The sequence below is a fragment of the Streptomyces venezuelae genome (genome assembly GCF_008642355.1).
Classification (GTDB): domain Bacteria; phylum Actinomycetota; class Actinomycetes; order Streptomycetales; family Streptomycetaceae; genus Streptomyces; species Streptomyces venezuelae_B.
Window position 1 is genome coordinate 7,927,790 of sequence record NZ_CP029193.1, and the last position, 13,161, is coordinate 7,940,950.

11 protein-coding genes and 1 pseudogene are annotated in these 13,161 nt (G+C 73.7%); 4 read left to right on the top strand and 8 right to left on the bottom strand.

Translation table 11 applies throughout. The annotated features are described in order from the left end of the window. The 4 genes from DEJ47_RS35825 to DEJ47_RS35840 all read right to left on the bottom strand — a co-directional run bounded on the left by DEJ47_RS35825 (position 1) and on the right by DEJ47_RS35840 (position 5,242). Positions 1 to 915, bottom strand: a complete 915-nt coding sequence (locus tag DEJ47_RS35825; RefSeq protein ID WP_150175274.1) for a hypothetical protein — start codon at positions 913 to 915, stop codon at positions 1 to 3. Between the two features lie 162 nt (positions 916 to 1,077). After that, positions 1,078 to 2,607 (bottom strand): aldehyde dehydrogenase family protein, encoded by a 1,530-nt coding sequence (locus DEJ47_RS35830; protein WP_150175275.1) that lies wholly within the window; start codon positions 2,605 to 2,607, stop codon positions 1,078 to 1,080. After that, positions 2,604 to 4,022 (bottom strand): 2-oxoadipate dioxygenase/decarboxylase family protein, encoded by a 1,419-nt coding sequence (locus DEJ47_RS35835; RefSeq protein WP_150176110.1) that lies wholly within the window; start codon positions 4,020 to 4,022, stop codon positions 2,604 to 2,606. Before DEJ47_RS35835 ends, DEJ47_RS35830 begins: the two co-directional genes overlap by 4 nt. Positions 4,023 to 4,042: 20 nt before the next feature. Beyond that, the gene (locus tag DEJ47_RS35840) at positions 4,043 to 5,242 is read right to left on the bottom strand and encodes an NAD(P)/FAD-dependent oxidoreductase (RefSeq protein ID WP_223828650.1); all 1,200 of its coding nucleotides are present in this window, start codon (positions 5,240 to 5,242) and stop codon (positions 4,043 to 4,045) included. Between the two features lie 260 nt (positions 5,243 to 5,502). Between DEJ47_RS35840 and DEJ47_RS37260 the strand changes: the two genes are divergently transcribed. After that, on the top strand, positions 5,503 to 5,832 hold the full coding sequence (locus DEJ47_RS37260) for a hypothetical protein (RefSeq protein WP_223828651.1): 330 nt from the start codon (positions 5,503 to 5,505) through the stop codon (positions 5,830 to 5,832). Here the strand turns inward: DEJ47_RS37260 and DEJ47_RS37745 are convergent. After that, complete coding sequence (locus DEJ47_RS37745) at positions 5,829 to 5,987, bottom strand: hypothetical protein (protein WP_398337984.1); 159 nt, start codon at positions 5,985 to 5,987, stop codon at positions 5,829 to 5,831. The genes DEJ47_RS37260 and DEJ47_RS37745 overlap by 4 nt on opposite strands. On the opposite strand from DEJ47_RS37745, the gene DEJ47_RS37750 reads away from it, so the two are divergent. After that, entirely contained in the window at positions 5,955 to 6,431 is a 477-nt protein-coding gene (locus tag DEJ47_RS37750) for a hypothetical protein (protein WP_398338023.1), read from the top strand. The genes DEJ47_RS37745 and DEJ47_RS37750 overlap by 33 nt on opposite strands. Here DEJ47_RS37750 and DEJ47_RS35850 read toward each other — a convergent pair. Both DEJ47_RS35850 and DEJ47_RS35855 read right to left on the bottom strand, forming a co-directional pair. Continuing rightward, positions 6,389 to 7,141: pseudogene (locus tag DEJ47_RS35850) on the bottom strand (hypothetical protein); the annotation flags it as partial. The gene DEJ47_RS37750 and the pseudogene DEJ47_RS35850 overlap by 43 nt on opposite strands. Before the next feature lie 15 nt (positions 7,142 to 7,156). Further along, on the bottom strand, positions 7,157 to 8,551 hold the full coding sequence (locus DEJ47_RS35855) for a helix-turn-helix domain-containing protein (RefSeq protein ID WP_223828652.1): 1,395 nt from the start codon (positions 8,549 to 8,551) through the stop codon (positions 7,157 to 7,159). 244 nt (positions 8,552 to 8,795) lie between these two features. Between DEJ47_RS35855 and DEJ47_RS35860 the strand changes: the two genes are divergently transcribed. Further along, a complete protein-coding gene (locus DEJ47_RS35860) occupies positions 8,796 to 10,115 on the top strand; it encodes a M64 family metallopeptidase (protein WP_150175277.1) in 1,320 nt (439 codons plus the stop codon). 215 nt (positions 10,116 to 10,330) lie between these two features. Then, the gene (locus DEJ47_RS35865; RefSeq protein WP_150175278.1) at positions 10,331 to 11,788 is read left to right on the top strand and encodes a glutamate--cysteine ligase; all 1,458 of its coding nucleotides are present in this window, start codon (positions 10,331 to 10,333) and stop codon (positions 11,786 to 11,788) included. Positions 11,789 to 11,891: 103 nt separating this feature from the next. Here DEJ47_RS35865 and DEJ47_RS35870 read toward each other — a convergent pair whose 3' ends face one another. Continuing rightward, positions 11,892 to 12,959, bottom strand: coding sequence for a LacI family DNA-binding transcriptional regulator (locus DEJ47_RS35870; RefSeq protein ID WP_150175279.1), 1,068 nt, complete (start codon positions 12,957 to 12,959; stop codon positions 11,892 to 11,894). Between the last annotated feature and the right edge of the window lie 202 nt (positions 12,960 to 13,161).

The following is a 13,161-nucleotide window of genomic DNA, read 5'->3' on the forward strand; positions in this document are numbered from 1 at the left end:
TCACGGCGTGGTGCCGCGCACGCCCTTGCTGCCACGCATGTCCTTGTAGGGAACCGGCCGGCCGGTGAGTGTGTCCAGCAGGACGCGTTCGCCGACCGGCCGGTCCAGCTCCACCGTCACCCGCTGCATCTCCGCCTGACTGGTGCAGAGGGCGTCGTCGTCCCGATCCCGCTTCTCGACGGAGGGCGTCAGCACGACACTGCCGTCTGTTTCCAGCGCCTTCACCACTGCTCCGTCGTCGCAGGCGCTGTGAAGGGCGATCACGGTCACGGCCCGCCCGTCAGCGGTGGTGCCGACGAGTTGTTCGAGCGGGAGGCCGGGCAGGTCGCGGGCCCGGCCGATCGGTGGCCGAGGGGGCTTCGACGGGTGGACCGCGGCCTGCTTCAGGGGCGAGGCGTAACCGTCCAGGGTGTACAGCCAGGCCGGGACCGTCGCGGGCCCGCGGCTGGTGGCCACGCGCATCTCGCCCCGCTCCACACGGGTCACCGTGAGGTGCGGCTCTTCTGCGGCTGCGGCGCGGGAGACGGCGAGGGACCTGTACGACTCGTCCGCCCCCACGAGCGGGCGCGCGAGAGCCCGCTCGCCGGGCCATCTCACCCAGCCGTCCCTGGGTCCGGGACCGGGCAACTTGCCCCGCAGGACGAAACGCCCGTCCTCGAAGGCCCGCTCGTCGGCCCGGCCGCGCAGCCCGCCTCGTGGCGGCCGCACCGTCTCCCCGGTGGGGTGATAGCCCGCGCGCCAGGCGGTGGCCGCGGGGGAACCGTCCCAGGCCCTGGCGACCTGCCGGGCACGGTCCGCGAGGGCGGCATCGTCCGAGCTGTCGCGAGGAGCTTCCCCGCCGCACCCGGAACCGGTCACCAGGACCGCGCCGGACACGGCGACCGCGAGGGGTAGGCGAAGGGGACGGGCGAGCATGTGACCTCCTGAGTGGAGCCCGGACGCGGCTGCTCCTGTGACGCGGCGGGCACGGGAAACGTTCACCGTGCCGGAGGGCCGTCGGTCGTCCGGTGCGCCGCTTCTCGCGCTGTCGCCAGCGTCTCCCTGGTCACCGGCGGCCACACCGGCATCGGGTACGGGTCAGAGGAAGCTGACGTTCTGGGCGAGGGAGAGACGGCTCGAGTAATTGATCGTGTTCGTGGCCGACCGCATGTACGCACGCCACGCGTCGGAACCCGACTCACGGCCGCCGCCCGTCTCCTTCTCGCCGCCGAACGCGCCGCCGATCTCCGCCCCGGACGTCCCGATGTTCACGTTGGCGATGCCGCAGTCGGAGCCCTCGGCGGACAGGAAACGCTCCGCCTCCTGCTGGTCGCGGGTGAAGATGCTCGACGAGAGCCCCTGGGGCACGTCGTTGTGGAGGGCGATCGCCTCGTCGAAGGTGTCGTACGTCATGACGTACAGGATCGGCGCGAACGTCTCCCCGCGGACCACGTCCGTCTGCCGCTCGACGCGCACCACCGCGGGATCCACGTACACCGCGTCCGGCGCGGACGGCGTCGGACGACGGGCGCCGCCCGCGAGCACCTCGCCGCCCTCGCCGCGCACCCGGTCCAGCGCGCCCCGCATCTCCGCGAGTGCCCGTGCGGAGATCAGCGGGCCGACCAGTGTCGTCCGGTCGAAGGGGTCGCCGATGGGGAGTTTCCCGTACGCGGCGGTGAGGCGCCCGACGAGTGTCTCCGCGATGTCGTGGTGCGCGATGAGGCGCCGCAGCGTCGTGCAGCGCTGCCCGGCGGTGCCGACCGCCGCGAACACGATGCCCTGCACGGCGAGGTCCAGGTCGGCGGAGGGGGCGACGACCGCCGCGTTGTTGCCGCCGAGTTCGAGCAGGGAGCGGCCGAAGCGGGCGGCGACGCGCGGGCCGACCTCACGTCCCATTCGGGTGGACCCGGTGGCGCTGACCAGCGCGACCCGCGGATCGTCCACGAGCTGCTCGCCCACCGCGCGGTCGCCGAGCAGGAGCCGGTGCACGTCGCGGGGCACACCCACGTCATCGGCCGCCCGGGCAAGGAGCCGGTCGCAGGCCAGGGAGATCAGCGGGGTGAGTTCGGACGGCTTCCAGACGACGGTGTCGCCGCAGGCCAGGGCGACGGCCGTGTTCCACGACCACACCGCGGCCGGGAAGTTGAACGCGGAGATGACGCCGACGACACCGAGCGGATGCCAGGTCTCCGCCAGGCGGTGCCCCGGACGCTCGGAGGCGATGGTGCGTCCGTAGAGCTGCCGGGACAGACCGACCGCGAAGTCGCAGATGTCGATCATCTCCTGCACCTCGCCGAGCGCCTCGGAGCGGATCTTGCCCGCCTCGATGGTGATCAGGTCCGCCAGGTCGTCCTTGTGGTCGCGCAGCAGGTCACCGAGGCGCCGGACCAGGTCGCCGCGGCGCGGGGCGGGGGTGGTGCGCCAGTCGAGGAAGGCGGCACGGGCCGCCACGAGCGCCTCTTCGGTCCCGGCGGTGCCGGTCGCGGCAAGTCCGAAGAGGTCCTCGCCGGTGATGGGGGTGCGGGCCCGCAGACCGTTGCCTTCCGGGACGGCGACGCCGACGCGGTCGAGTGCGGAGCGGGCGCGGGCGCGCAGCTCGTCGGTGGCGGGCAGGGCGATGCCGGTCATGACGCTCCCTGGTGACGTGGTGCGCGGGTGGGACGCAGTGCGTGGGGGAGGAGGGCGAGGGAGCGGTCCCGCTGCCGCTCGTACAGCGCGAAGGGGTCGAGGACATCGCGGCCCATCGCTGCGGAGAGCCGGTCGGCGTCGTACGCACCGTCTTCCCCGTCACCTTCCCCCGTACGGTCCCCGGGGCCGGTGTCGTCGAGGTTGGACCGGAAGATGCCGGCGGCCGACCGGGGCAGGAAGTCCTCGTACACGATCGGCTCGGCCCGCAGCCAGCCGCCGTCGAGGAGCCCGGCGAGGTCGGTGGGCGGGCCGCCGCCGTCCGCGGGCCGGTCGGGGACGGCGTGGTACGTGAAGAACCCGAGGTCCCGCGCCGCCAGTTCGTGTTCGGTGGCGGGCAGGTGCTCGGCCCACACGGCGCGGGCCACCGCGCCCCGCTCGGCGGCCGGGCGGGACGCGGCCCGTTCGTCGACGAGGCCGAGCAGCCGGTCGTAGAGGACGCGGCCCTCGCGGGTCAGGGCGATGCCCCGCGCCTCGACCTCGCCGAACCGCACCCGCAGCGCGCCGCGCCGCACGCTGCCGTCCGCCCCCCGCATCGCGCGCGGCTCGGCCAGCGCGCGGAACGAGGTCTGGCGGAGCAGCACGTCCGGCCCCGGCCAGAGCGGCGGCCCCTGGATGGTGTCGATCATCTCGATGCCGCGTCCGGTCATGCGCCGGTAGAGCTCGTCGATGTCGAGGACGCGCGGGGTGAGATGGTTGATGTGGGTGCTGCGCACGCCTCCGATGTCCGCGGCGACGGCGGAGACGCGCTCCAGCGACGCGTACCACTCCGCGTCGATGGGGTCCGCCGACAACTCGAAGGCACATACGGCGAGTTCGAGGAACCGCTCGGCGTCCGCCTCGGACAGTTCCCGCTCCGCCTCCGCCCGGTCGGCCAGCGCGAGCAGCTCCGGCGGGAACAGTTCGCGGTCCGCGAGGAAGGCGTCGAGGCGGGAACGCAGACCGTCGTCGAAGAAGCGGGCGTCGGCCACGGTGAGCATGGACGTGAAGACCCGGAAGGGGTTGCGGGCCAGCTCGTCCTCGTCCACCGGGCGGAACGCCGTCGACACGATGGGCAGGGCACTCGCCGGGGGTTCGCGCAGGTCGTAGAAACCGACCGGGTGCATGCCCAGGGCGCCGAACACCCGGGCGACCTGCTGCAGTTCGCGCGGGGTGCCGACGCGGATGGCGCCGTGCCGTTCGGCGGTCACGCGCCCGATGGAGCCGAGGCGCTCGGCGTCGGTGCCGCGCCGGCGCAGCACGTTCTCGTTGACCTCGCGGGACACGTCCACCAGCGTCGTGTACGCGGGGACCTCACGCCCGTACATCCGCGAGAGCCGCTCGGCGAACCCGGCGCGCAGCCGCCACTGCTCGACCATCGACGTGTCGTCCTTTCGGTTCACACCACGTGGGCTTCCGGGCGGCGGCTCCGGGACCCCGTGCGGAACCGGTGCGCGCCGAGCGGCTCGACGTCGACACACGGCCGCCGCCCCAGGTACAGGTCGCGGACGATCTCGCCCACCGCAGGGGCCTGGAGGAACCCGTGACCGGAGAAGCCCGTGGCGTAGAGGAAGTTGACGGGTGCGTCGGAGCGGCCGATCAGCGCGTTGTGGTCGGGCGTGACCTCGTACAGGCCCGCCCAGCCGCCGGCCGTCTCCATCTGCGCCAGTGCGGGCGCCCGTTGCCGTGCCACGGAACGGAACAGCTTCAGCCACCCGGGCGTCCACGTGGTGTCGAAACCCTCGGTCTGGCCGGGGTCGGCGAGGCCGAGGAGCAGCCCGTCGTCGCTGTTGTGGAAGTACGCCGACGACGCGAAGTCGATCGTGAACGGGATGCGCGGCGCGGCGGGGACGAGCGGCGCCGTGAAGGCGAGTTGGCGGCGGAGCGGCCGGACCGGCAGCTCCACGCCCGCCATGGCTCCGATGCGCTGCGACCACGCCCCGGCGGCGCAGACGACCGTCGAGCAGGAGACCGGCCCGCGGTCGGTGTGGACGACCGTGACGCGGTCGCCGGTCACGTCCATGCCGGTGACCGCGGTACCGGTGGCGAACACGGTGCCGGCCCGCGCCGCGGCACGCGCGTACCCCCGCACGACCGGCGCGGGGCGAGCGTGTCCGTCGTCGGGGGAGTACGCGGCCCCCACCAGGCCGTCGGTGGTCAGGTAGGGGCAGAGCGCCCGCGCCTCCGACGGGCCGATCAGGCGGCTGGGCACGCCGAGGGCGTTCTGGGTCCGCACCCCGGCCTCGAAACCGGTGACCTGGGCCGGATCGGTGAGCAGGAAGAGGTAGCCGACCATGTCGAGGCCGATGTCCGCGCCGGGCCGGTGCGGAAAGTCACGGAAGGCGCGCAGACTGCGCAGGCCGAGCTCGATGTTGAGCGGATCGGAGAACTGCGCCCGCACCCCGCCGATCGGCTTCCCCGAACTCCCGCCGCCGAGTTCGCCGCGCTCGACGACCAGGATGTCCCGTACACCCTCCTCGGCGAGATGGAACGCGATGCTCGTACCCATCACCCCGCCCCCGATGATCACGACGTCGGCGGCGGACGGGACGGCACGGCGGGCGGACGATGACGCGGACGCGGGCGGTGAGGAGGCCAAGAGGCCGCTCCCTTCCAGGCATCGGTCTGCCCGCCCATCGTGCAGCACGCCCCCCGGCGGCGTCCATGAGGCGTATCCGCGCCGCCCCGCCCGGATCGCGCCGCCCCCTCAGTCAGCCAGCGCGCGCCGCACCACCTCCCCGAGCCGCGCGATCGGTGCTCCTGGACCGGCTCGCCATCGCCGCCCGGCGGCGGTCGTCGAGCGGTACGGCCCGGCGCGCACCACCATGGCCGACCCCGCCCTGGTCGAACTCGCCATCAGTGCCGACAGCGAGGAGGCCGCACGAGCGCGCGCCCTGCGGCTCCTGGGCTTCGCCGCCGACCTGCCGGTGCGCGTGGTCGCCGTACGCGCGGCTTCCGCTCGACCGGATCGGCCGCCTGATCTGCCCGGCCCGCCCGGTGAAGGCTGCGCCGCTCGCCGGGGTGGGGGTCCCCCTGGCCCCCACCGTCGACCGGAGCGCGTTCCCGGCGGGTGTACGCGCGGGCATCGGCGCCGCGGGCAGCCCCGACCGGTCGTGGCGGGAGGCGCGCACGGCCCTGCGCTTCGCCACCTCCGGCCGGCCGTGCCCTATGACGAACTGGGGGCGCTAGCCCTGCTCGCGCAGGTTCCGCGGGACGCCGTACGGGACAACCCCGACGTCGCCGCCGTCGCGGCCCTCGCCGACAGCCCGGAAGACCTGGAGACGCTGGACGCCTACTGCACCACCGGCTCCCTGCGACGCGCCGCCGACCTCCTCCACCTGCATCACAGCAGCGTCGCCCGGCGAATCGAGCAATTGGGGGAAGAGCATGGCCGTCGACCTGACCGAGCCCACCGGGCTGGTCCGGGCGAGGCTCGCGCTCACCGCGTGGCGGCTGCTCGACGACTGAGCGACGCGTCGGCGGACGCCGTGGACGGCGCTCCCGCCCCCGGTCCGGATGCACCGACGCCCCCGCGCCGCCTTTCCACCCGCCGCCACACCGCGAACCCGGCCATGGCGACCAGCAGATACACCGGCACGAGGAGTTCCACGTCCGGGGACGACACGTGCACGGACCAGCCCGCGTCGCGCTCGTCCCCCTCGAACACGACCCGGTTGACGGTCAGGAAGGCCAGATGCGCCCCGATGCCGGCCCACAGCGGGGCGCGCCGCACCGCGGTGCGGGCCGTCACGAGCATCAGGCCGAAGAAGGTCAGCAGGATCAGGTAGTCGACCGGGTCCTGTCCGCCCGGTGCGAGGCCGACGGGCCCCGCGTCGCCGCCGACCAGGGGCGCGATCCCGGCCTCCACCACGGTCGAAAGACCGGGCACCACGAGGAACACGGCCGTCGTGCCGAGCGCGGAGACGACGCCGCCGAACCGGCCGCGCAGCGCGGTCCACGTCTGTCCGCGCAGCGTCGTCTCCTCGGGCAGCGCCTCCAGGAGCAGGGCGACCACGCCGTTCGTCACCAGGAACCCGGCCAGTTCGGGCACGTCCAGGTGGGGCCGGCCCAGCAGCCCGGCCGCCGTCGCCGCGCCCAGCACGAGCGCCGCGGCGCCGACCGTGACCCCGGCGCCGACGCACAGGGCCCGCAGACTCCCGCGTGGGCCGCCGAAGCCGATGTCCCGCAAGGAGCCGCCGCGGCGGCGCAGCGTGAGCACGACGAGCGGCATCGCGACCGCGCTGACCAGCACGGCGGGAAGCAGCCGCGCCGCGAAACCGGTGAGGCCGAGACCGTCCGCGAGCACTGGCCCCACCGCCGTGCCCGCGCCGAGTGCCACGCCCATGATGACGCCGCCGCCGAGTGCCCGTCCCAGAACCACTGTCACTCCTCGATGCCGGTCGCCGCCGCTCGTCACCGCGTGCGGCGAGGGGTACTCACCATCGTGGGCGCCAGAACGATCACGGGAGTCCTGACGGTGGAGGAGATCGCCGTACATCTTTCGATGCAGAGGTCACATCGGGGGAGTGGCGGGTGCGGGGCCCAGCGTGGTCGTGCCGGGCGCGGCCCGGTGGCCGAGGCCCGTGCGGTACGCGTCCATCGCCGCCTCCACGCGCCCCGTGCGCCGCAGCAGATCACCGAGGAGGCGGCAGAGGTCGGCCAGGTCGCCCACCGCGCTGGAGCGTTCGAGCAGTGACAGCGCGGCGCAGTAGTGCTCCTCGGCACGCTCGGCGTCGCCCCGCTCCTCGGCGATGAGGCCGAGCAGCCGGTGCGCGCCGCCCGCGTGGACCGCGCCGCGTCCGGTTCCCAGGGGCCCGGCGCCCCCGTCGTCCCCGTCGCCCGCGCTGAGCAGGGGCCGCAGCAGCGCCTCGGCCTCGTCGGTCCTGCCGCGCCGCCGCAGCACGTCCGCGAGTTCGACCTCGACCTGCTCGGTGAAGAGCGCGGCGCGCTTGGAGGCGAGGATGTCGCGGGCCGTGCGCAGCTCGTTCTCGGCGTGTTCCAGGTCGCCGTCCTGGGCGTGGACGTAGCCGCGCATCCAGTGGCAGTGGGCGAGTTCGGTGCGGATCTGCAGCTGGCGGTACAGCTCCTGGGCCTTGGCGAGCGACGCGTCGGCCTCGGCGATGCGCCCCTCCGCGATGAGCGTGCGGGCCACCCCGCGGTGCATCCCCGCCACGAGCGCGGGGTCGTCGACGCGCGGGGCGAGCGCGAGTGCCAGCTCGGCGGCGTGGGCGGCCCGCGCGTGCGCGCCCATGTCCATGTAGGGCGCGATGGAAGCCGTGTAGAGGAGCAGCAGGGCCTCGGGGTCGTGGAGCCCGGCCGTGTCGAGTTCGTCGAGCGTGCTTTCCAGGAGGTAGCAGGCGTACCGCAGTTCACCGCTGAGCAGGTGGGCGGTGGCGCGTCCCCGTACGGCGGGTACGTGGCGGGGCAGCGGCCGGTCGGCGAGCAGTCGTTCGGCGGCGGCGAACTGCTCGCGGGCGCCCGTGAGGTCACCGGACTCAAGGAGGCAGTCGCCGAGTCCGAGGAGCGCGTCGGCCTGTTCCTCGTCGAGGGTGTGCGTGACGGCTTCCTCGTGGACGGTGCGGAAGAGGTCGGCCGCGTCTTCGGGTGCGCCGGTGGCCAGGGCGCGGCGGGCGTCGGTGAGGCGCAGGCGCAACTCGGCGGCGAGGTGCGGGGGCCGGCCGGTGGCCAGCTCTTCGTAGCTGACGCCGAGGCGTTCGGCGAGGTGGCGCAGCGCGGCCTCCGAGGGTCGCACCCTGCCGGACTCCAGTGTGGAGACGTACGCGGCGGTGTAGGCGGGCTCGGCCAACTGCCGCTGGGTGAGGCCTCGTTCGCCGCGCAGGCGCAGGACGCGCCGCCCGATCTCGGCCGGGTCGTCGGGTGGCAGGTCCTCGGAACTCTTCTGCGTCACTGCGTCCTCTCTCGGGAGTCCTGACTCTTCGTACGCGCCACCGGGCGGAACCGCTCATTCAGGCGCTGGGTGCGGCGCTCGGCCCGGCGGCGTGAACTCACCCGCCCCAGCAGCAAATTGAAGCGCACCCATTGCCTCGACTCCCGCGAGCCTCTACGTTGAGCCGCGCCTTAACTCTGTTTAACCCGCCATTTATATCGCGGACTTCGGAAGGACGCCCATGCCCCCCACGCATCGAATATCCATGCGCACCAGACGCGCGCCCCTGCGGATGGCGCTCGCCACGGGCATCGCCCTCGCCGCGGTCGCCGCGGCCACCGGGCCCGTGGGCACGGCGGCAGCCGCCGACCCGGCCCCGGAGCCGACCGCCACCGCACAGCCCCAGCGCGTCGAGTACTTCACGGGCCCCGACGCACACCCGCGCCACACCGACGTCCCCGCCTCCCCGGCGCTCTCGTCGGCCGAGCGCAAGAAGATCAAGGGCGACGGCGACGTCGTCCCGATCGTGCAGGCGGGACCGACCGCCACCAAGCTCGACGTCGTCTTCATCGGCGACGGCTACACCGCCTCCCAGCAGGAGGACTTCCACGCCGACGTGCGCGCGAAGTGGGCGAAGGTCTCGGCCGTCGAGCCCTACGCGTCGTACAAGAGCCTGTTCAACGTCTGGGCGGTCGACGCGGTCTCCCGGCAGTCCGGCGTCTCCAACGACCCGACGAACGGCACCGTGAAGGACACCGCGCTCGGCTCGGCCTTCTTCTGCGACGGCATCGAGCGCCTGCTGTGCGTGGACACGAACAAAGTCGAGTCGTACGCGAAGAAGGCCACGGACCCCGACCTCGTCATCGTCCTCGCCAACTCCACCAAGTACGGCGGCGCGGGCTACAACGACATCACCTCGCCGTACGGCTACGACGGCATCGCCACCGCCTCCTCGGACAACGCCCAGTCCGACCAGGTCGTCGTCCACGAGACCGGCCACTCCCTCGGCAAGCTGGCGGACGAGTACTGGTACGAGGAGTACGGCACGTACACCGGTGCCGAGCCCTGGGAGAGCAACATCAGCAAGCTGACGGCCGCGCAGCTCACCGCCCAGAAGAAGAAGTGGTACCGGTGGATCGGCCGGACCTCGCCGGACGGCGGCACGGTGGGCGCGTACGAGGGCGGCGGCTACCACCCGCGCGGTCTCCACCGCCCCACCAAGGACTCGATCATGCGGACCCTCGGCCGCGAGTTCAACCTGCCCGGCCGCGAAGCCATGATCGCGGGCTTCCACCGGCACGCGTCGGTCGTCACCGCGGTGACGCCCACGGACCAGGCGGTACGCCGTGACGGCAAGGTCCGCGTGCGCGCCGCGCACGGCATCCGGCTGCGCTGGAGCGTCGACGGCCGCGAGGTCCGCCGTGCCCGCGGCGACCTGGTGGTCTCGCCCCGCTCCCTCGGCGTCCCGGCCGACGGCCGCACGCACGAGCTGACGGTCCGCGCCACGGACCCGACGGACGCGGTCCGCGCCCCGGAGCTGCGATCCCTGCTGACGGACTCACTCACATGGAGGGTCGGCCGCTGAGCCTCCGGGCCCGGACGTGGAGTCGCGCGCTCGCGCCGCCCCACATCCGGGCCCCCGGCGCCTGTCTTCTGCGGCGCCGGGCCCCGCCTCACCGTTCTCGGGGCGCCGAGGACGGGTAATCGCCACATACTGCTGTGAAACGACTCCAAACGGTGGGTTGTCTCCCGTCGCGGGACGGGAGCTGTCGTGTCGGTGCGTCGGACTAGGAGCAGGCCATGGGTCGCGAACTGCGGCAGACCGTGTTCACGGATCAGGACCACCAGCTCTTCCGCGCAAGGCTGGAACAGTCCCTCGCCGTCCTCGACGAGACGGTGGCCCGCTCCTCCTTCGGCCTTCCGCAACCCATGCTCGGCGCCGAACTGGAGATGTTCCTCGCCGACCCGGACGACGGCCTTCCCGTCGCACGCAACGAGGAGGTCCGCCTCGCCGCGGCCGACCCGCGAATCGTCCTTGAGGTCAACCGGTACAACCTGGAGGCGAACCTCAGTCCCGTCCCCCTGCGCGGCGCGCCCTTCACCGCCCTGCACCAGGAGGCACGCGACCTGCTCCAGGCGGTCGCGAAGGCCGCCCTGCCGCTGGGCGCGGTCCCGTACTGCTCCGGCATCCTGCCCACCCTGCGCCCCGGTGACCTCACCCGCCACAACGTTTCCCCGAAGCGCCGCTACGGCATCCTCGACGAGGCCCTCGGCCGCGCCCCGCGCGACCTGAGCGTCCACGGGGAGCAGAGCTGCCGCATGCGCTCCGACACCGTGTGCGCGCAGGGCGCGGTCAGCTCCTGGCAGGTCCACCTGACGGCCCCGGTGGCGGATTTCGCCCGTTTCTACAACGCCGCGCAACTCGTCATCGCCCCGGTGCTCGCGGTCTGCGCGAACTCGCCCGTCCTCTTCGGCCGCCTGCTGTGGGACGAGACCCGCATACCGTGGTACGAACAGACGTTCGGTACGCGGCGCTCGTCCTCGTCCGACTCGTACGAACGGACGGGCTTCGGCGAGGGATGGGTGCGCGAGGGCGTCGGCGAGCTCATGGAGGCGGCGTGCAGGCACCGCCCGCTCGCGCCGATCTGCGCCGACACACCGCCGACGGAAGCCACGCACGACGGCGGGCCCGCGGAGCTGGAGGAGCTGCGGCTGCACATGGGCACCGTCTGGTGGTGGAACCGTCCCGTGTACGACCCCGCCGGCGACGGGCATCTACGCATCGAGATGCGCGCGCTGCCCTCCGGTCCCACCCCCGCCGACATGGCCGCCAACACCGCCCTGCTGACCGGACTCGTCCTCGACCACGCGGCCGACCACGAGCCGGTGGTCCCCGACCTGCCCTTCACGCACGCACGTGCCAACTTCTACGCCGCCGCCCGCCAGGGACTGAACGCCACCCTGTGGTGGCCGCGGGCCGACGGAGCACCGGTGCGGCGGAACGCGCACGAACTGGTCCGCTCCCTTCTGACGCGCGCGGCCCGCGGTCTGGCCGGGGCCGACGTGGCGGACGCGGAGATCCAGCGGTGGCTGGGCGTCATCGAGGCCCGTGTCGCCTCCGGCCGTTCCCCCGCGCACTGGCACCGATGCGCCCGCCGAGCGGGCGCCCACGACCGCGACATCTTCCGCCGCTCCCTGGAACTGGCCTCGGAGGACGTCCCGGTGCACGCGTGGACGGTGCCGGGATCCCTGAACTGAGGGGCGTGGGGCTGGCGGGGGGAGGCCGAGGTCTTCCCGGTGGAAGCCCTCGGGTCCGGGCAGCCCCGTGGGTCGGCGGGAGCAGTTCGCACGCGTACGGGACCTAATCGGCGAGGAGAGAAGCGGCGCCCCCGGGCGCCGGAACCGTGCCGCCCGCCGTGCCCGCCGGCCGCGCCACGCTCGACTCCCGCACCACCAGCTCGGGCGTGAGCCGTATCGCCTGGCGAGGGCTGCCCTCCTCGCCCCCCGCGAGACGGCGGCCGAGGAGGCGTGCCGCCTCCGCCGCCAGCTCGGTCACCGGCTGGCGGACCGTTGTGATGCCCGGCGCCGAGAGCGCGGCCATCGGGATGTCGTCGAAACCCGTGACGGCGACCTCGCCGGGCACGTCGACGCCCAGCTGCTGCAGGCGCTGCAGCGCGCCGATGGCGATCAGGTCGTTCGCGCAGACCAGGGCGTCGGGCCGGGCGGCCCACACCTCGTCGACCGCGGCCCTGCCCCACTCCACGGAGAAGTCGCCGAGAGCCACCTGGTCCGGCGCCCCGGGATCGAGCGCCGCCGCACCCGCCGCGTAGGCGGCCCGGCGCTCCGCGGCGGCCGAGGCCGTGCCGGTCGCGCCGAGGAAGCAGACGCGGCGGCGGCCCGCGGCGGCCAGATGGTCGAGGACGAGCGCCATGCCCGCCGTGTTGTCCACCGCCACGGAGTCGGCGACGGCGGGCCCGCAGCCCCGGTCCATCAGGACGAGCGGCACCCGGGCCGCCGCCGCGGTCACCGCGTCCCTGCTGCGCTCCTCGTGCGCCGGGATCACCAGGAGCGCGTCGACCTGCCGCCCGAGCAGATCCGCGATGTACTCCGCCTCCGCCACCGGGTCGTCGTCGCAGTCGGCGAGGAGTACGGCACGGCCACCGGCGTGCAGGGCGTGCGTCAACTCCCGCACCAGCGCCGGGTAGAACGGGTTCGTGATCTGCGGCAGGACGAGCCCGACCGTGCCGGTGGAGCGGCTGCGCAGGGCGCGTGCCGCGTGGTTCGGCCGGTAGCCGAGCGTCTCGGCGGCCTCCCGGACCCGGCGCGCGGTCTCCGCGCCGACGGGGCGCGTGCCCGCGAGGACCCGGGAGACCGTGGCGACGGAGCAGCCGGAGACCCGGGCCACGTCTCTCAGCGTTACGTCGGCCACGCCGCGCCCACCCTTCGATGCGTTTCGGCAAACGTTATCAGCGGGCCAACGGCGTCACCAGGGCTGATTTTCCGGGCGTATTCTCCCTGTTGGACCAATTCTGTGAGCGCCGACGCGCTCCGGACCCATGTCCGTTCCGGGCGAGTTTGCCAGGGTGTGTCGTTGACCATTGACATAATTCGCGCCGGTGCACACAGTCTTG

Excerpts from the sequence above, each read along its gene's own strand:
- DEJ47_RS35825 (WP_150175274.1), bottom strand. The coding sequence starts at position 915 with ATGCTCGCCCGTCCCCTTCGCCTACCCCTCGCGGTCGCCGTGTCCGGC.
- DEJ47_RS35830 (WP_150175275.1), bottom strand. The coding sequence starts at position 2,607 with ATGACCGGCATCGCCCTGCCCGCCACCGACGAGCTGCGCGCCCGCGCC.
- DEJ47_RS35835 (WP_150176110.1), bottom strand. The coding sequence starts at position 4,022 with ATGGTCGAGCAGTGGCGGCTGCGCGCCGGGTTCGCCGAGCGGCTCTCG.
- DEJ47_RS37745 (WP_398337984.1), bottom strand. The coding sequence starts at position 5,987 with ATGCAGGTGGAGGAGGTCGGCGGCGCGTCGCAGGGAGCCGGTGGTGCA.
- DEJ47_RS35860 (WP_150175277.1), top strand. The coding sequence starts at position 8,796 with ATGCGCACCAGACGCGCGCCCCTGCGGATGGCGCTCGCCACGGGCATC.
- DEJ47_RS35865 (WP_150175278.1), top strand. The coding sequence starts at position 10,331 with ATGGGTCGCGAACTGCGGCAGACCGTGTTCACGGATCAGGACCACCAG.